This is a genomic window from Ferrovibrio sp., from assembly GCF_965278975.1.
Classification (GTDB): domain Bacteria; phylum Pseudomonadota; class Alphaproteobacteria; order Ferrovibrionales; family Ferrovibrionaceae; genus Ferrovibrio.
On the sequence record NZ_OZ257126.1, the window covers coordinates 226695 to 243949 of the forward strand.

The following is a 17255-nucleotide window of genomic DNA, read 5'->3' on the forward strand; positions in this document are numbered from 1 at the left end:
GTGTAGGGTTGGGCGTCACTTCACCACGGTGAACTGGATGCCGAACCAGCGGAAGCGGCCCTTCTCCTTGCTCGGCACTGAGCAGGAAATGCGGTCGCGCGGCGGCTGCAATGGCGCCGGGGCGTGCATTTCATAGCGCCGCTCGCCAATCAGCTTCGGCTGAATAGCCTTGCCTTCCGAGGTGTAGCAGACCATCTGGTTCAGCCGCTCGACCTCGGGATCGACAGTAAAACGGAGTGTCGGCGGATTGGGTGTCTGGCCGAGTTTGACCAGCACATCCTTCGGTTCGACATCGGTTACCGGCAGCGGCAGGGAGTTCAGCGCCTGGCGCATGCGCTCGATGGAGCCGAATGTCTCGTTCATCGGGAAGCGCGGCATCCAGAAGAAATCGTTGCGCGCATGCATCGAGCCGGAATGTTGGCCGAAGGCCACCGCGTAGCCCATGCCCTTCACGATCTCCAGGCTTTTGGCATCCCATTCGCCGAACGGATAGGCGAACAGTGACGGCTTCTGGCCCAGTTCCTTCTCGAAAAGCTGCATCGAGGTGTCGAGATCCTTGCGGATGCCATCGGCGGTGAGCGAGGGCAGCGACAGATGGGTGTGGCCATGGGCGCCGATGGTGACGCCTTCATCCCGCAGCCGGCGCACATCATCCCAGGTCATGTAGCCCTTGATTTTGCTCGTCACCGGCTCGGTGGCGACAAACAGCGTGAACGGCAGGCCGGCTTTCTTGAGGCGCGGCCAGCCCTCGGTGGCAATCGAGAGATAGGCGTCGTCAGCCGTGATCGCCACGGCACGGTCAGGCAGCGGCTCGCCTTTTTTCAGCTTGGCGACGATCTCGGGCAGCGGCAGCACGCGATAGGCGCCAGACGTCAGTTCGGCGATATGGGCCTCGAACTGCTCCAGCCGGATATTGGTGGACGGGATACGGTTCTCGCCAAAGCGGTGATACATCAGCACCGATGCATTATCGGCGGCGCGCGATGGCACGGCCATACCGACCAGAGCGGGCAGAATTGCGGTGAGAAGAGCGAGGGTTTTGCGCATTGCGCCCAGTCTAGCGATTTCCGATACTGCCCGCCAGGGAGGCTGCACGGGCTTTTCATGGCGGGAATACAGGGCAAGGCGGAACGCGACCTCAGGCTGGATTTTTTCCGCGGCCTGGCTTTGCTGTTCATCTTCCTCAACCACATTCCGGGCAATGTGGTGAGCTGGGTGAGCAACCGCAATTACGGCTTCTCGGACGCCACCGAAATCTTCGTGTTTATTTCCGGCTATTCGGTGATGCTGGCCTTCGGCGCGCTGCCCGAACGGGTCGGCTGGATGGTGACCGCTGCGCGCATCGGCCGCCGCGTGTGGCAGATCTACACCGCGCATATCTTCCTGTTCATGGTGTTCGTGGCGCATATCGCCTATGTCGCCGACCGCTTCAACCCGGCTTTCGCCGAGGAAATGGGCATCGCGGAACTGTTCGAGCATCCGCATATCCTGATGCTGCAGGCGCTGCTGCTGAAATTCAAGCCGGCGAATATGGATGTGCTGCCGATGTATATCGCGCTGCTGCTAGCGTTTCCGCTGCTGCTGCCGCTGCTGAAACGCTGGCCGAAAACCCTGATGGCGGCGAGTTTCCTGCTCTGGCTTGGCGTGCAGCAATGGCACTGGAACCTGCCGGCCTATCCCGAGGGCGGCTGGTTCTTCAATCCGCTGGCCTGGCAATTCCTGTTCCTGATCGGCGCCTGGTGCGCCATGCACCGCAATGAAGCGCCCTGGCGCAAGCTGCCGGCAATCCTCACCAGCTGGGCCGCCGGGCTTTATCTGCTGTTTGCCTTGGCTATCGTCAGCACCTGGATCTATCCGCCCTGGAGCCAGTATGTGCCGCATTGGCTGCGGCGGGTGCTCTACCCCATCGACAAGACCGAGCTGGATCTGCTGCGGCTGCTGCATTTCCTCGCCCAGGCCTATCTGGTGGTACGGCTGGTGTCGCCGCAGGCCGCCTTCCTCTCCTCGCGCATCGCCCGCCCGGTGCTGCTCTGCGGCAAACATTCGCTGGATGTGTTCTGCGCCAGCATCTTCCTGTCGTTTGCCGCCCAGTTCGTGCTGGTGGAAATCAGCCCCAGCCTGCCGGCGCAATTGCTGGTCAGCCTGGCCGGCATGGGCGTGATGGTTGCGCTTGCCTATCTGCTCACATGGTATACAGATACTGAAAAATCCGGCTCGGCACCGCGCGGGGGGAATATGCGTGCGCCGGTCGGCGGGGACTGACTGACCATGCGCCGCCTGCTACTCACCTTGCTGCTGCTGTGGCCCGCTGTTGCGGCCCAGCCAGCGCATGCCATGGAACCGAAAGAACGTTGCGCCCTGCCCGACAGCCTGCGCTTCGTCGATGCGCCACTGCCCGGCCTGGCCAAGGCCCTGAAAGCCCGGGGCGAAATCCGCGTCGTGGTGCTCGGCACATCGTCATCGCTGAAGCATGATACCGGCGGTCTGGCGCGCACCTATGTCGCCGGCCTGCCCGATGCCTTGCAGGCGCGCTTTCCGGGCAAGCAATTCGCCATCGACAATCTGTCGTTGCGCACGCAATCCACCGCGCAGATGCTGAAACGCATCACCGCCGAGGTGGTGCCGGCCAAGCCCGACCTGCTGATCTGGCAGACCGGCAATGTGGAAGCGGCGCGCCAGACCGATACCAACAGCTTCGCCGAAAGCCTGTCCGATGGCCTGCGCCGGCTGCAGACCGCCGGCATCGATGCCATCCTGATCGCGCCGCAATACCGCGCCCGGCTCTCGCCCATGGTGGATACCGAACGCTTCGACCAGATGATGAACTGGGTGGGCGACAGCGCAGGTGTGCCGGTTTTCCCGCGCCACGACATGATGCAGTTCTGGGCCGAGAACGAGGTTTTCGACCTGCAGGCCAAGAGCCAGGAAACCCAGATGCGCGAAGCCGAGGCGATGAATGGTTGTCTGGCACAGCAGCTGGCGGAAATGATCCGCCGCGCCGTGGCCCTGCCGCCCCGTTAACACCCCCAGCTGTTAACCCCTTGTTCCGGCCCTTTTTCTCAACGGTTAAGGCGGTTTTCCAGACCCAAAAGGGCAGACTCGGGCGCCACTTTTTAGTATAAGCCCGGCCATGACCCGCCTCCCCCCCGTTTTCTGCGCCATCGACACCACCGAGCTGGCCTATGCCGCCCGCTGCGCCCGCGCCGCCGCCGCCGCCGGCTTCGGCGTCAAGCTGGGCAAGGAATTCTTCACCGCCCATGGCCCCACCGAGGTGCGCGCCATCCTGCCCACCGGCGTGCCGCTGTTCCTCGACCTCAAATTCCACGACATTTCGAACACGGTTGGCGGCGCCATCCGCTCGGCCGCCGCCGGGATGGGGCCGATGTTCGTTACCGTGCATGCCGCCGGTGGCCCGGCGATGATCCGCGCCGCCGTGGAAGCCGCGGCCAGCAGCCGGCAGAAGCCGCAGATCCTGGCCGTGACGGTGCTGACCTCGCTGGACGCCGCCGACCTGGAAGCCATCGGGCTTGGCGGCGACGTGTCGGCGCATGTGGTGCGGCTGGCCAAGCTGGCCCAGGCCAATGGCGCCACCGGCGTGATCTGCGCCGCCACCGAGATCGCCCTGCTGCGCGAAGCCTGCGGCCCGGATTTCAAGCTGGTGGTGCCCGGCATCCGCCCCAAGGGCAGTGCCGTGGGTGACCAAAAGCGCGTGATGGGTCCGGCCGAGGCGCTGAAGCTCGGCGCCGACCATCTGGTGATCGGTCGTCCGATCACCGAGGCCGATGATCCTGATGCCGCCGCGCGGGCCATCGCGCAGGAAATCGCCGGGATCGCCTGATGGCCCTGTTCACCAAAATCTGCGGCATCACTGATCCGGTCGCGCTGGAAACCGCGTTGGAATTCGAGGCCGACATGCTCGGCTTCGTGTTCTTCCCGCCTTCGCCGCGCAACCTGCAACTCGATGCCGCTGTCGGCCTGCTTGATCAAGTGCCGAGCGGCACGGACCGTGTCGGCCTGTTCGTCGATCCGAGCAACGACCAGCTTGACGCCATCCTGGGCAAGGCACGGCTCGACCTGCTGCAACTGCATGGTGACGAGACACCGGAACGCTGCCGCGCCATCACGATCTATTTCGGCCTGCCGATCATCAAGGCGATCAAGGTGAGCACGCCCGCCGATATCGAGAAGGCGCGCAAATACGAAGATATCGTCGACTGGCTGCTGTTCGATGCCAGCCCGCCGAAGGGCGCCACGCGGCCCGGCGGCAATGGCCTGGCCTTTGATTGGGACATGCTGAAGGGCAAGAGCTTCAAGCGCCCCTGGCTGCTCTCTGGCGGCCTCACCCCGGAAAATCTTGAGGAAGCCGTGCGCCGCTCCGGTGCCACGGCGGTGGACGTGTCGTCTGGCGTGGAAAGCGCGCCGGGCAAGAAGGACCCGGCCAAGATCCGCAGCTTTCTTGATACCGCATTTCGCCTATGACGGCTTACGCCTGTAAGGATTGAGAGCATGACCGCGCTGAATTCCTATCGTTCCGGCCCCGATGAGCGTGGCCATTTCGGCAAGTTCGGCGGCCGCTTCGTCGCCGAGACGCTGATGCCGCTGATCCTCGACCTGGAGCGCGAATACACCGCTGCCAAGGCCGATCCGGCCTTCAAGGCCGAGATGGAGTATTTTCTCAACGATTATGTTGGCCGGCCCAGCCCGCTCTACTATGCCGAGCGCATGACCGAGCATCTCGGCGGCGCCAAGATTTATTTCAAACGCGACGAGCTGAACCACACCGGCGCGCACAAGATCAACAATTGCATCGGCCAGATCCTGCTGGCCCGGCGCATGGGCAAGAAACGCATCATCGCCGAGACTGGCGCCGGCCAGCATGGTGTTGCCACCGCCACCGTCGCCGCCCGCTTCGGCCTGCCCTGTGTCGTCTACATGGGCGAGACCGATATCGAGCGCCAGGCCCCGAACGTGTTCCGCATGAAGCTGCTCGGTGCCGAGGTGCGCGCCGTCACTTCCGGCTCGCGCACGCTGAAGGATGCGATGAACGAAGCCTTGCGTGATTGGGTGACCAACGTGCATGACACGTTTTACATCATCGGCACGGCCGCCGGTCCGCATCCTTATCCAGCGCTGGTACGCGATTTCCAATCAGTGATCGGCCGTGAAACCCGCGAGCAGATGATGCAGAAGGAAGGCCGCCTGCCCGACAGCCTGGTTGCCTGCATCGGCGGCGGCTCCAATGCCATCGGCCTGTTCCACCCCTTCCTCGACGATCCGAGCGTGGAGATTCACGCCGTGGAAGCTGCCGGCGAAGGCCTCGATACCGAGAAGCATGCCGCCTCGCTGGCGCGCGGCGTGCCGGGCGTGCTGCACGGCAACCGCACATTCCTGCTGCAGGATGGCGACGGCCAGATCACCGAGGCACATTCGATCTCCGCCGGCCTCGACTATCCCGGCATCGGCCCGGAACATGCCTGGCTGCATGATGTCGGTCGCGTGCAATATGTCTCGGCCACTGACAGGGAGGCGCTGGATGCCTTCCAGCTCTGCTCGCGTCTCGAAGGCATCATCCCGGCCCTGGAACCCTCGCATGCGCTGGCGCATGTCATCAAATGGGCGCCGACCCTGCCAAAGGATCACCTGATGGTGATGAATCTGTGCGGCCGTGGTGACAAGGATGTGTTCACCGTTGCCCGCGCCCTCGGCGTTACTCTCTAAGGAAATCTGCCGTGAGCCGCATCGACGCCCGTTTCGCCGCGCTTAAAGCCAAAGGCCGCGCCGGCCTGATCACCTTCATCACCGCCGGCGACCCCGACCATGATACCTGCGCCCGCCTGATTGCCGGGCTGCCGGCAGCCGGTGCCGATGTGATCGAACTGGGCGTGCCGTTCACCGATCCGATGGCCGATGGCCCGTCGATTCAAGCCGCCAATCTGCGCGCGCTGGCTAACGGCGCCACGTTGCGCCGCACGCTGGACCTGGTGCGCGGCTTCCGCAAGGCGGATAACGCCACGCCGATCGTGTTGATGGGCTATTTCAATCCGATCTCCGCCTATGGCGTTGATGTATTCCTCGCCGATGCCAAGGCAGCCGGCGTCGATGGCCTGATCGTGGTGGACCTGCCGCCCGAGGAAGATGATGAACTCTGCCTGCCGGCGATCCAGGCCGGGCTGCATTTCATCCGCCTGGCAACGCCGACCACCGATGACAAGCGCATCCCCGCCGTGCTGGCGAATACTTCGGGCTTCCTCTACTACGTCTCGATTGCTGGCATCACCGGCGCCGCCGCACCCGATGCCGATGCAGTCGCCGCAGCCGTAGCGCGGCTGCGCAAGCATACTCAATTGCCCATCGGCGTCGGCTTCGGCATCCGCGACGGCAAGCGCGCCGCCGAAATCGCCCGCGCGGCCGATGCGGCGGTCGTCGGTTCGGCCCTTGTCGAACGCGTGGCGGAAGCCCAAGTTAAGGGCATCGACCCGGCGGCGCATGTGCTGGCGCTGGTGCGGGAACTCGGCGACGCGGTGCGTGCCGCGCGCAAGTGATCTGAGGGAGTAACGCTATGAACTGGCTGACCCGTACGGTACTGCCGAAGATCCGCGAGATGACGCGGAAGAAGGACACGCCGGACAATCTGTGGCGCAAATGTCCGGCCTGCGGCCAGATGATCTACTCCAAAGAAGTGGAGGAGAATCAGCATGTCTGCCCGAAATGCGACCATCACATGCGCATCGGCTCGAAGGAGCGTTTCGCCGCCCTGTTCGATGATGGCGACTACCAGACCATCGAACTGCCGGATGTGATCCAGGATCCGCTCGGCTTCCGCGACCAGAAGAAATATCCAGACCGCCTGAAGGATGCCCGCAATAAGACCGGCCTGCGCGACGCCGTGGTGGTGGCGCATGGCACGTTGCAGAACAAGGACGTGGTCGTCGCGGTGCAGAATTTCGCCTTCATGGGCGGCTCCATGGGCATGGCGGCGGGCGAGGCACTGATCGCGGCGGCAACGCTGGCGGTGAGCCAGCGCGCGGCCCTGATCATGTTTGCCGCCGCCGGCGGCGCCCGCATGCAGGAAGGCATCCTCAGCCTGATGCAGATGCCGCGCACGGTGATCGCCGTGCAGCGCCTGCGCGAAGCGCATCTGCCCTTCATCGTGGTGCTGACCGATCCGACCACCGGCGGCGTCACCGCTTCCTATGCCATGCTGGGCGATATCCAGATCGCCGAGCCCGGCGCGCTGATCGGCTTTGCCGGCCCGCGCGTGATCGAGCAGACCATCCGCGAGACTTTGCCGGAAGGTTTCCAGCGCGCCGAATACCTGCTGGAGCATGGCATGCTGGATCAGGTGGTGCATCGCCACAAATTGCGCGAGACGTTGGGCCGCATCGTGTCGCTATTGCTGGAGCCCATCGCCAAGGCCGATGTGGTGGCCCTGCCGCGCCCGGGCCTGGACGTACCGCCGACCGGCGAAATCCCGCACGGCGCCATCCGTCCGCGCTGATTGGGCGCCCGCGCTGATCAAGAACCAAAGAAAAAGCCTGCCGCTGAAATAGCGGCAGGCTTTTTTGTTTGTCCGCTTACTTCAGCGGCAGGCAGATGTCCGTGAGCAATTCGGTCGGCGGCACTTCGCGCGGATTGTTGAGATAATCCTCGAAGACCGGCGCATCGGCGGCTTCGCGGCCTGACTGCACCAGCCAGGTACCGAACAGCCAGTCATAGGCCGGCCTCATATCCGAATACGGCCCCTTGTGACGCAGCACGGCATAGTCGCCGCCGCGCAATTCAGCACGTTCCAGCGGCGCTTCCACCGGGAAACCGGCATCAGGCACAACGATACCCGCCGCCGAGCGCAAGTCGGCTTCCGGCACCGAGGTCGGGTCGGAATAATACAAGCCCTTCATGCACAGGCCCGGCTGCAGCAGCCCGCGTGCCCCGAGCACACCGAACAGCGTCTCGAAAGCGCGGCCGATCTCCATGTAAGGGCCGCGATGCGGCACCACGGCCAGGGTTGCGGGCGCGAGCCTGCGGATCGACACGTCATGCATGGTAACGACTCCCTTTGGGGCGAAGTGCAGGGTAAAGCGGGTATGGCTGCCGCTCTTGCGGTATTCCGCCGGCGGCAGGCCATAGGCATCCTTGAAGGCACGGGTGAAGGCGGCGGCGCTGCCATAGCCAGCGCGCGGCCATACATCGTCGAGCGGCATCGGGCTGTGCACCAGATCGGCCGCCGCGCGCTGCAGGCGCAGGCGCTTCACCGTCTGCACGACGGATTCGCCATAGACCGCCTGCCAGATGCGGTGCCAATGCCAGGGCGAGAGCGCGGCAACATCGGCCAGGGTGGCAAGATCGAGTTCGGCATCGAGATGGGCATAGATATATTCCGTCACCCGGGTGAAGCGGCGGACATAGCCGGCCTGATCAGCGGTAGCGAAAAGCGGGTCGGACATTTCGGGCATCCCTGCTGCGGCGAGAACGAATAACCAGTAACATGGCCCGGATTGATAAATCTTGCGGAGTTCGCGTGGTCCCCTCTGCCCTGCCATCTGATGCCATCCTGAAACGCCTGATGGCACTGCACCCGAAGGTGATCGACCTGTCGCTCGACCGCGTTGCCGGCCTGATGCGCAAGCTCGGTGACCCGCAGCTTAAACTGCCGCCGGTGGTGCATGTCGCCGGCACCAATGGCAAGGGTTCGCTGGTCGCCTATCTGCGTGCCATGGCAGAAGCCTCTGGCCTGCGCGTGCACGCCTATATCTCGCCGCATCTGGTGCGCTTCCATGAACGCATCCGGCTGAACGGCAGGCTGATCGAGGAAGCGCGGCTGCAAGCCCTGCTCAGCGATATAGAACGCATCAATGGCGATGCGCCGATCACCTTCTTCGAGATCACGACTGCTGCCGCCTTCCGCGCCTTTGCGGAAGAACCCGCCGATCTGGTGCTGCTGGAAACCGGGCTTGGCGGCCGGCTGGATGCCACCAACCTAGTGCCGCAGCCAGCACTCACCGCCATCACCCCCATCGGCATGGACCACATCGCCTTCCTGGGCGACACGCTGGAGAAGATCGCCGCCGAAAAGGCCGGCATCCTCAAGGCCAATGTGCCTTGCGTGGTCGGGCCGCAGCGCCGTGAGGCAGCCCGCGTGCTGGCCGCCCGCGCCGCCGAACTGAACGCGCCGCTGCTGCGCCATGGCCATGAATGGCAGGTGACGCCGACGCGCGATGGCTTCGAGTGGCAGGGCGGCGCACGGCGCCTGAGCCTGCCGCGCCCGGCCCTGCCCGGCGCGCACCAGATCGAGAATGCCGGCGCGGCTGTCGCTGCCGCGCTGCATCTCAAACTGCCGGAGGCGGCGATAGCGGAAGGTCTGGGCCGGGTGGAATGGCCTGCGCGCTTGCAGCGTCTGCGTCATGGCCCGCTGCTGGACCTGCTGCCCCCTGATGCCGAACTCTGGCTCGATGGCGGCCATAACCCGATGGCCGGCGAGGCCCTGGCGGCGATGCTGCGGCAGTGGAATAGCGACCCGGCAACGCGGCGGCGCGGCTATCTGGTCACCGGCATGCTCAACACCAAGGAGCCGGGCGGCTTCCTGCGCCCGTTGCGGCCGCATATCGCCGCCGCCTGCACCGTGGCGATTCCCGGCGAGGCCAATGCCTTGAGCGCGGAAGCCCTGGCCGGCATCGCGCTCGCCGAAGGCCTGAGCGCCTGGCCCATGGCCGGGGTGGCGGAAGGGCTGGCCTTCCTCAACCACCTGCATACAGCAAAAGAGCCGGCGCGATTTCTCATCGCCGGCTCCCTGTATCTGGCGGGCCAAGTATTGGCCCGCAATTCCTAGACGCTTAGACGCTTAGATCGACGAGTTGATCCATTCGACCAGGCGGCTCTTCGGCATGGCGCCGATCTTGGTCGCCACCGGCTTGCCGTCCTTGAACAGGATCAGGGTCGGGATGCCGCGCACGCCGAGCTTGGTCGGGGTGGTCGGGTTCTCGTCGATATTCACCTTGGCGATGGTGAGCTTGCCACCCATCTCCTGCGCGATTTCGTCCAGCGCCGGAGCGATCTGGCGGCACGGGCCGCACCACTCAGCCCAGAAATCGACAAGCACCGGGCCCGAAGCCTTGAGCACATCGGTCTCGAAAGAGTCGTCGGTCACCTTGGTGGTCGCGGCGGACATGGGATCGGTTCCTTATTCTGGCGCGGCCCCGTTTGTGAGCCGCTGGTCGCAGATAAGGTAGGGAGGTGGCCCAGGAGCGTCAAGCAGGCACAGCATGTTGAGTCAACCCCATGTTCCGATTAACGAATCGGGCGAAATTTTTATGCGCTTTAGGGGGTGACAAGCCTGTCCGCGGTCGTTACAGTTTGTAACACCGGATGGTCCTAGGCTATCCGGTTAGGGTTAACAGGGGGTTAACGGGGGAGTTAATGGCCTTGGGCTTGGCTGCGACGCTACGACGCTTTTACCGCATTACTGCGGTAGCGTTTGCCCTGGGCGCCCTACCGGCCCTGGCGCTCACCCCTTGGAGCGCCTCGGCCCAACCGCGTACGCACAAGCAGACCGAGAAATCCACGTCCGGTGCCAAGGCACAACCTGCGAAGGTGGCGCCGAAGCAGCGCAAGCAGAAAAATGCCGAGCCGGCCCGGGCTGCCGCCCAGGCGCGCGGCGATGGCTTCATGATCGACAACCGCTGGGTGCGGGTCGATATCATCCGCAGCGACACCTCGATCCTCGGCTTTGCCGGCAAGGCGCCGGCCGTGCTGATCCTGCACGGCTCCCATGGCCTGGGCGACGGCTCGCTGTTCTATCCGCAGGCCAAGGCACTGGCGGATCGCGGCATCTCGGCCTTCGTGGTGCATTATTTCGACGGTATCTCCGATGGCCGCAAGGCCTCGCCCGCCCTGCATGAGCAGCGCGAGAAGGTGATCGCCGCCGCTATCTCCTATGTTTCCCGCCTCGGCTATGTCGATGGCGAGAAGATCGGTGTGTTCGGCCTGTCGCTCGGCGGCTTCCATGCCCTGAGCCTGGGCAGCCGCGATCCGCGCGTGCAGGCCGTGGTGAACATGTTCGGCGCCATGCCGGCGGAAGTGCAGCGCAAGGGCGTTGACCGCATGCCGCCGACCCTGGTGCTGCATGGCGACCGCGACCGCATCGTGCCGGTGCGCAAGGCGCATGAGCTGGAAAGCCTGCTCAAGGATGTCGGGGCCGATTACGAGATGAAGATCTACAACGGCGAAGGCCACGCCTTCAAAGGCGCCGCCAAGGACGATTCCATCGCCCGCACCACTGATTTCTTCGAGCGCCATCTCGGCAATGACCGTGGCCTGCTCGACAAGCCGATCGAACTCGACCTTGCCCTGGCGCCGATGGTGCCGGAGAAGGACACGCTGCCGATCCGCGCCTTCACCATTGCCGACGAGTTGAACAACATCCAGGCCAGCCCGGCCGCTGCCGCCGCTGCGGCTCCCGCGAGCGAGGCACCGGACCTGACGCCGGAAGAAGCCAAGGCCGAAGCCGGCATGATCGACCTGCCGCCGATGGAAGAAGGCACGCCGATCAATTGAGTGAGTGGGATCAATTGATGATTGGCCTTAAGGCCTGAAACGACAAAGCCCGGATCACTCCGGGCTTTTTTGTTGGCTGAAAGCTCGGCTGCGGAGCTTGTCACACTGAAAACAAGAACCCCCGTCATGCCCCGCGAAGGCGGGGCATCCACGAGTGGTTTTCCTTAAGCCGCCTTGGAATAGGTGGTGTCGACCAGTTGGGCGATGGCGCGCATGATCTGCGTCAGGTTGAAGTCCTTCGGTGTGAACACGGCGGCGATGCCGGCGGCGCGCAGCTTGCGCTCGTCCTCCGGCGGGATGATGCCGCCGACCACCACCGGCACATCGCCGATACCCTCGGCGCGCATGCGCTCGATCACATCGGTGGCCAGTTCGACATGGCTGCCCGACAGGATCGACAGGCCGACCAGATGCACGCCTTCTTCCAGCGCCGCCGAAACGATCTGTTCCGGCGTCAGGCGGATGCCTTCATAGACCACTTCCATGCCGCAATCGCGCGCCTTCACGGCGATCTGCTCGGCGCCGTTGGAATGACCATCCAGGCCCGGCTTGCCGACCAGTAGCTTGATCGGGCGGCCGAGCCGGCCAGCCACGGCGGCAACTTCGGCGCGGAGTTCTTCCATGCCGTCATTCGCGGTGGCATTGGCAGCAGCCGCCACACCGGTCGGCGCGCGGTATTCGCCGAACACGCCGCGCAGGCAGCCGGCCCATTCGCCGGTGGTGACGCCGGCCTTCGCAGCATGGATGCTCGGCTCCATGATATTGCGCCCCTCGCGCGCGGCGGCTTCCAGGTCTTTCAGCGCGGCGGCCACCGCCTGCGGATCGCGCTGGGCGCGCCATTGCTTAAGGCGCTCGATCTGCTCGGCTTCGGCGGCCGGATCGACGGTCATGATCGCACCGCCTTCCGAGGCCACCAGCGGCGACGGCGCGCTTTCGGTGAACTTGTTGACGCCGACCACGGTGATGGCGCCGGTTTCGATACCGCGCACGCGGCCGGTATTGCTTTCCACCAGCGCCTGCTTGAGATAACCGCTTTCCACCGCCTGGATCGCGCCGCCCATATCCTCAATGCGCTTGAGTTCGGCGCGGGCCGCCGCCTTCAATTCATTCACCTTGGCATCAATCGCCGGGTTGCCATCGAACAGGTCGCCGTATTCCAGCAGGTCGGTTTCGTAGGCGACGATCTGCTGCAAACGCAGCGACCATTGCTGATCCCACGGGCGCGGCAGGCCCAGCGCCTCGTTCCAGGCCGGCAACTGCACGGCGCGGGCGCGGGCTTTCTTGGACAGCACCACCGCCAGCATTTCGAGCAGGATGCGGTAGACGTTATTCTCCGGCTGCGGCTCGGTGAGGCCGAGTGAATTCACCTGCACGCCATAGCGGAACAGCAAAGCCTTCTCGTCGGTGACGCCATAGCGTTCGCGGCCGATCTCCTCCCAGAGATCGACGAAGGCGCGCATCTTGCAGATTTCGGTCACAAACCGAATCCCGGCATTGACGAAGAAGCTGATGCGCCCGAACGCCTGGGCGAAATCCTCCGGCGGCACCTGGCCCGAGGCCTTCACCGCATCCAGCACGGCCACGCCGGTAGCCAGCGCATAGGCCAGTTCCTGCACCGGCGTGGCGCCGGCTTCCTGCAGGTGATAGCTGCACACATTGGTCGGGTTCCACTTCGGCAGCTCGCGGTAGGTGAAAGCGATCACATCGGTGATCAGCCGCATCGAGGCCGCCGGCGGGAAGATATAAGTGCCGCGCGAGAGATATTCCTTGATGATGTCGTTCTGCACCGTGCCGTTCAGCTCGGCGCGGCTGGCGCCCTGCTCTTCGGCCACGGCGATGTACATCGCCAGCAGCCAGGCCGCCGGGGCATTGATGGTCATCGAGGTGTTCATTTTGGCTAGCGGGATCTGGTCGAACAGCACCCGCATGTCGCCAAGATGGGCCACCGGCACACCGACCTTGCCGACCTCGCCGCGCGCCAGCACATGGTCCGAATCGTAGCCGGTCTGGGTCGGCAGATCGAAAGCGACGCTCAGGCCGGTCTGACCACGGCCGAGATTGGTGCGGTAAAGCTCGTTCGAGGCAGAGGCCGAGCTATGCCCGGAATACGTGCGAAAAAGCCACGGCTTCTCGACTCCAGCGGCAGAGTCGGGTTTTTTGCTAGTGCGAAGAACAGGTTGCGCAGCAACAGGAGCTTCAACGGGCTTCGTCATAATATTATTCCGTCGCGATTCGATTTTGAGACATTAAATTGCCCCCTTGCAGCCCGCAACGGAAATATCATAACCTCCGCTGCACTGCAAAACGCACTTGCCATTTTTGCGGCACCGCCGAAAAATGTCAATCGCATTGCAGCGCCCGCACTCGCCTCTGGCGGGTCGGGCAGGACCAAGATGATCTGACGAGGGGTGACCTCGGTGAAGGAGAATGACATGTCCAATGCGGGTGGGACCGTGGTGACTCTGCAGACTTCCAATGGTGCGCCGGTCAAGGGCGGCTTCAAGGACCTTTACGAGGTGGGCGAGATCCCGCCGCTCGGCCATGTGCCGAAGCAGATGTATGGCTGGGCGATCCGCCGCGAGCGCCATGGTCCGCCGGAAGATTCGTTCCAGCTTGAAGTTCTGCCGACGCCGGAAATCGACGCTGACGAAGTGCTGATCCTCGTGATGGCCGCGGGCGTGAACTACAACGGTGTCTGGGCTGGCCTCGGCGTGCCGATTTCGCCTTTCGATGTGCATAAGGCGCCCTACCACATCGCCGGTTCCGATGCGTCCGGCATCGTCTATGCCGTCGGCCGCCGCGTGAAGCGCTGGAAGGTCGGCGACGAAGTCATCGTCCATTGCAACCAGGATGACGGCGACGACGAGGAATGCAATGGCGGCGATCCGATGAACTCGCCGACCCAGCGCATCTGGGGCTACGAGACGCCGGACGGTTCCTTCGCCCAGTTCGCCCGCGTGCAGTCGCGCCAGCTGATGCCGCGCCCGAAGCACCTGACCTGGGAAGAAAGCGCCTGCTACACCCTGACGCTCGCCACCGCCTATCGCATGTTGTTCGGCCATCGCCCGCATATCCTGCGGCCGGGCCATAACGTGCTGGTCTGGGGTGCCGCCGGTGGCCTCGGCTCGATGGCGATCCAGCTCATCGCCATCTCGGGTGCCAATGCCATCGGCATCATCTCCGACGAATCGAAGCGCGATTTCGTCATGAGCCTGGGCGCCAAGGGCGTGATCAACCGCAACAACTTCGATTGCTGGGGCCAGTTGCCTCCGGTGCTCGATACCGAGAAATACGGCGAGTACATGAAGAAGTGCCGCGCTTTCGGCAAGGCGATCTGGGATATCACCGGCAAGGGCAACGATGTCGATTTCGTGTTCGAGCATCCCGGCGAGCAGACCTTCCCGGTAAGCTGCTTCGTGGTCAAGCGCGGCGGCATGGTGGTGTTCTGCGCCGGCACCACCGGCTTCAACATCACCTTCGACGCGCGCTTCGTGTGGATGCGGCAGAAGCGCATCCAGGGCAGCCACTTCGCCAACCTGCTGCAGGCCAGCCAGGCCAACCAGCTGGTGATCGAACGCCGCCTCGACCCCTGCATGTCGGAAGTCTTCTCCTGGGCCGATATTCCGCGCGCCCACACCAAGATGTGGAAGAACCAGCATAAGCCGGGCAACATGGCGGTGCTGGTCTCGGCCAAGGTGCCGGGCCTGCGCACGGTGGAAGACGCCATCGAAGTCGGCAACAACTGATCTGGCAACAGGGCGCGGTTCACAGCCGCGCCCTGTTCCGTTTACACTTCACGCAGATTCACAACTTAAAGACCATCCGCCATGTCCGCTGCCGTCAAACTGCCCGCCACATCTGAAAGCCTGCTGCTGCCTAACCTGCTCGCCACCTGCGGCGAAGCCCTGGGGGCAGCGGAGCAACTGGTAGCCCAGGCCACGGCGGCGGTAGCGCAGCTGGTGCGCGGCGCCGATGGCCGCATCGATGCGGCGCGGCTGGAGGAAGAGCAATTCGCCTGCCATGGCCTGTCCTGGTACGCCACCTATGCCGCGACCATGAAAGAAACGCTGCATTGGGCCGAACGGCTTGAGGCCGACGGCAAGCTGCGCGAACTGGAAAGCCTGATCCTGCAGGCCGGTTTCGGCGAATACCTGGCGCAGTTGCAGGGCGGCATCGCCATGAGCCAGGTGGAAATCTGCCGCCCGGAAGACCTTGGCGTGACGCAGGAGGCGCTCGGCACCTACCGCATCCCGGCGGTGCTTGCGCTGGTGCAGGGCGGCAACAACAGCGCCGTGCGCAGCCGCATCGCCGCCCTGATCAGCGACAGCCTCAATACCGGCGATTTCGGCACGCTGGGCCTGGATGAAACCCTCAGCATGGTGCGCGAGCAGTTCCGCCGCTTCGCCGAGGACAAGGTGATCCCGTTCGCCCATGACTGGCACCGCAAGGATGAATTCATCCCGATGCCGGTGGTGCTGGAAATGGCCGAGATGGGCGTGTTCGGCCTCACCATTCCTGAGGAATACGGCGGCCATGGCTTCGGCAAGACCGCGATGTGCGTAGTCTCGGAAGAACTCAGCCGTGGCTATATCGGCGTCGGCAGCCTGGGCACCCGCACCGAGATCGCCGGTGAACTGATCCTGCGCGGCGGCACGGAAGAGCAGAAGCAATACTGGCTGCCGAAGCTCTCCTCGGGCGAAATCCTGCCCACCGCCGTGTTCACCGAGCCGAATACCGGCTCCGACCTCGGCAGCTTGCGCACCCGCGCGATCAAGAACGGCGAGCATTACGAAGTCACCGGCAACAAGACCTGGATTACGCACGCCGCGCGCACCGATCTGATGACGCTGCTGGTGCGCACCGATCCGAGCGAGCCGGGCTACAAGGGCCTCTCCATGCTGCTGGCCGAGAAGCCGCGCGGCGATGATACCAATCCCTTCCCGGCAGAAGGCATGACCGGCGGCGAGATCAAGGTGCTCGGCTATCGCGGCATGAAGGAATACGAAATCGGCTTCGATGGCTTCAAGGTGAAGGCGGCGAACCTGCTCGGCGGCCGCGAAGGCCAGGGCTTCAAGCAGCTGATGGAAACGTTTGAATCCGCCCGCATCCAGACTGCCGCCCGCGCCCTTGGCGTGGCGCAATGCGCCCTGGAACTGGGCATGAAATACGCACTCGATCGCGTGCAGTTCGGCAAGCCGATCTATTCCTTCCCGCGCGTGCACGGCAAGATCGCCTGGATGGTGGTGGAAACCATGTTCGCGCGCCAGCTCAGCTATTTCGCCGCGCGCGAGAAGGATGCCGACCGCCGCTGCGACCTGGAAGCCGGCATGGCCAAGCTGCTCGCCGCCCGTGTCGCCTGGTCCAATGCCGACAACGCGCTGCAGGTGCATGGCGGCAACGGCTATGCCGAGGAATACCCGATCAGCCGCGTGCTGTGCGACGCGCGCATCCTCAACATCTTCGAGGGTGCCGCCGAAATCCAGGCCCAGGTGATCGCCCGCCGCCTGCTGGAGCAGCGCAACGGCTAGGCCGTTCCCTCTTCATGCCGTCATGCTCCGCACCCGGGCTCGGCCGAAGGCCGACCCGAGCACAGGCTCCGGCGGAGCATCCACGAGTTTTTACTTAATTGACGGCAATAAAAAGGAACGCGTGGATGCCCTGCCTCCGCAGGGCATGACGGTCTTTGTTATGAATAAGACCAGCAA

Annotated in this window: 15 protein-coding genes; 11 read left to right on the plus strand and 4 right to left on the minus strand. The window is 64.2% G+C overall.

The window, feature by feature from the left end; all coding sequences use genetic code 11:
• Positions 1-15 precede the first annotated feature (15 nt).
• Complete coding sequence (locus ACQY7X_RS01075; RefSeq protein ID WP_428247988.1) at positions 16-1047, minus strand: polysaccharide deacetylase family protein; 1032 nt, start codon at positions 1045-1047, stop codon at positions 16-18.
• A gap of 57 nt (positions 1048-1104) precedes the next feature.
• Between ACQY7X_RS01075 and ACQY7X_RS01080 the strand changes: the two genes are divergently transcribed.
• From ACQY7X_RS01080 to accD, 7 genes are all read left to right on the plus strand, one after another.
• Positions 1105-2262: an OpgC domain-containing protein gene (locus tag ACQY7X_RS01080; protein WP_428247989.1), complete on the plus strand. Its 1158-nt coding sequence runs from the start codon at positions 1105-1107 to the stop codon at positions 2260-2262.
• Between the two features lie 6 nt (positions 2263-2268).
• Positions 2269-3021, plus strand: a complete 753-nt coding sequence (locus ACQY7X_RS01085; RefSeq protein ID WP_428247990.1) for an SGNH/GDSL hydrolase family protein — start codon at positions 2269-2271, stop codon at positions 3019-3021.
• A gap of 109 nt (positions 3022-3130) precedes the next feature.
• The gene (gene pyrF, locus ACQY7X_RS01090; protein ID WP_428247991.1) at positions 3131-3838 is read left to right on the plus strand and encodes an orotidine-5'-phosphate decarboxylase; all 708 of its coding nucleotides are present in this window, start codon (positions 3131-3133) and stop codon (positions 3836-3838) included.
• Positions 3835-4479, plus strand: a complete 645-nt coding sequence (locus ACQY7X_RS01095; protein ID WP_428250098.1) for a phosphoribosylanthranilate isomerase — start codon at positions 3835-3837, stop codon at positions 4477-4479. The genes pyrF and ACQY7X_RS01095 overlap by 4 nt, the downstream gene beginning before the upstream one ends.
• A gap of 27 nt (positions 4480-4506) precedes the next feature.
• Positions 4507-5718 carry a tryptophan synthase subunit beta gene (trpB, locus tag ACQY7X_RS01100; RefSeq protein ID WP_428247992.1) on the plus strand — a complete coding sequence of 404 codons (1212 nt, stop codon included), beginning with the start codon at positions 4507-4509 and terminating at the stop codon, positions 5716-5718.
• An 11-nt stretch (positions 5719-5729) separates the two neighbouring features.
• Positions 5730-6542 (plus strand): tryptophan synthase subunit alpha, encoded by an 813-nt coding sequence (trpA, locus tag ACQY7X_RS01105; protein ID WP_428247993.1) that lies wholly within the window; start codon positions 5730-5732, stop codon positions 6540-6542.
• 17 nt (positions 6543-6559) lie between these two features.
• A complete protein-coding gene (accD, locus tag ACQY7X_RS01110; protein ID WP_428247994.1) occupies positions 6560-7498 on the plus strand; it encodes an acetyl-CoA carboxylase, carboxyltransferase subunit beta in 939 nt (312 codons plus the stop codon).
• A 76-nt stretch (positions 7499-7574) separates the two neighbouring features.
• Here accD and ACQY7X_RS01115 read toward each other — a convergent pair whose 3' ends face one another.
• The gene (locus ACQY7X_RS01115) at positions 7575-8444 is read right to left on the minus strand and encodes an AraC family transcriptional regulator (RefSeq protein WP_428247995.1); all 870 of its coding nucleotides are present in this window, start codon (positions 8442-8444) and stop codon (positions 7575-7577) included.
• Positions 8445-8518: 74 nt separating this feature from the next.
• On the opposite strand from ACQY7X_RS01115, the gene ACQY7X_RS01120 reads away from it, so the two are divergent.
• The gene (locus tag ACQY7X_RS01120) at positions 8519-9826 is read left to right on the plus strand and encodes a bifunctional folylpolyglutamate synthase/dihydrofolate synthase (RefSeq protein WP_428247996.1); all 1308 of its coding nucleotides are present in this window, start codon (positions 8519-8521) and stop codon (positions 9824-9826) included.
• Between the two features lie 12 nt (positions 9827-9838).
• Here the strand turns inward: ACQY7X_RS01120 and trxA are convergent, their stop codons facing one another.
• Positions 9839-10165, minus strand: a complete 327-nt coding sequence (gene trxA / locus ACQY7X_RS01125) for a thioredoxin TrxA (RefSeq protein ID WP_428247997.1) — start codon at positions 10163-10165, stop codon at positions 9839-9841.
• A gap of 248 nt (positions 10166-10413) precedes the next feature.
• On the opposite strand from trxA, the gene ACQY7X_RS01130 reads away from it, so the two are divergent.
• Positions 10414-11550, plus strand: coding sequence for a dienelactone hydrolase family protein (locus ACQY7X_RS01130; RefSeq protein WP_428247998.1), 1137 nt, complete (start codon positions 10414-10416; stop codon positions 11548-11550).
• A 164-nt stretch (positions 11551-11714) separates the two neighbouring features.
• Here ACQY7X_RS01130 and ACQY7X_RS01135 read toward each other — a convergent pair whose 3' ends face one another.
• Entirely contained in the window at positions 11715-13763 is a 2049-nt protein-coding gene (locus ACQY7X_RS01135; protein WP_428247999.1) for a methylmalonyl-CoA mutase family protein, read from the minus strand.
• A gap of 219 nt (positions 13764-13982) precedes the next feature.
• On the opposite strand from ACQY7X_RS01135, the gene ccrA reads away from it, so the two are divergent.
• Positions 13983-15296, plus strand: coding sequence for a crotonyl-CoA carboxylase/reductase (ccrA, locus tag ACQY7X_RS01140; RefSeq protein WP_428248000.1), 1314 nt, complete (start codon positions 13983-13985; stop codon positions 15294-15296).
• Positions 15297-15377: 81 nt separating this feature from the next.
• Positions 15378-17078 carry an acyl-CoA dehydrogenase family protein gene (locus ACQY7X_RS01145; protein WP_428248001.1) on the plus strand — a complete coding sequence of 567 codons (1701 nt, stop codon included), beginning with the start codon at positions 15378-15380 and terminating at the stop codon, positions 17076-17078.
• Positions 17079-17255 lie beyond the last annotated feature (177 nt).

Coding starts and splice junctions, on each gene's coding strand:
- ACQY7X_RS01075 (WP_428247988.1), bottom strand. CDS start 1,047: ATGCGCAAAACCCTCGCTCTTCTCACCGCAATTCTGCCCGCTCTGGTC.
- ACQY7X_RS01080 (WP_428247989.1), top strand. CDS start 1,105: ATGGCGGGAATACAGGGCAAGGCGGAACGCGACCTCAGGCTGGATTTT.
- ACQY7X_RS01085 (WP_428247990.1), top strand. CDS start 2,269: ATGCGCCGCCTGCTACTCACCTTGCTGCTGCTGTGGCCCGCTGTTGCG.
- pyrF (WP_428247991.1), top strand. CDS start 3,131: ATGACCCGCCTCCCCCCCGTTTTCTGCGCCATCGACACCACCGAGCTG.
- trpB (WP_428247992.1), top strand. CDS start 4,507: ATGACCGCGCTGAATTCCTATCGTTCCGGCCCCGATGAGCGTGGCCAT.
- accD (WP_428247994.1), top strand. CDS start 6,560: ATGAACTGGCTGACCCGTACGGTACTGCCGAAGATCCGCGAGATGACG.
- ACQY7X_RS01115 (WP_428247995.1), bottom strand. CDS start 8,444: ATGTCCGACCCGCTTTTCGCTACCGCTGATCAGGCCGGCTATGTCCGC.
- trxA (WP_428247997.1), bottom strand. CDS start 10,165: ATGTCCGCCGCGACCACCAAGGTGACCGACGACTCTTTCGAGACCGAT.
- ACQY7X_RS01130 (WP_428247998.1), top strand. CDS start 10,414: ATGGCCTTGGGCTTGGCTGCGACGCTACGACGCTTTTACCGCATTACT.
- ACQY7X_RS01135 (WP_428247999.1), bottom strand. CDS start 13,763: ATGACGAAGCCCGTTGAAGCTCCTGTTGCTGCGCAACCTGTTCTTCGC.
- ccrA (WP_428248000.1), top strand. CDS start 13,983: ATGTCCAATGCGGGTGGGACCGTGGTGACTCTGCAGACTTCCAATGGT.
- ACQY7X_RS01145 (WP_428248001.1), top strand. CDS start 15,378: ATGTCCGCTGCCGTCAAACTGCCCGCCACATCTGAAAGCCTGCTGCTG.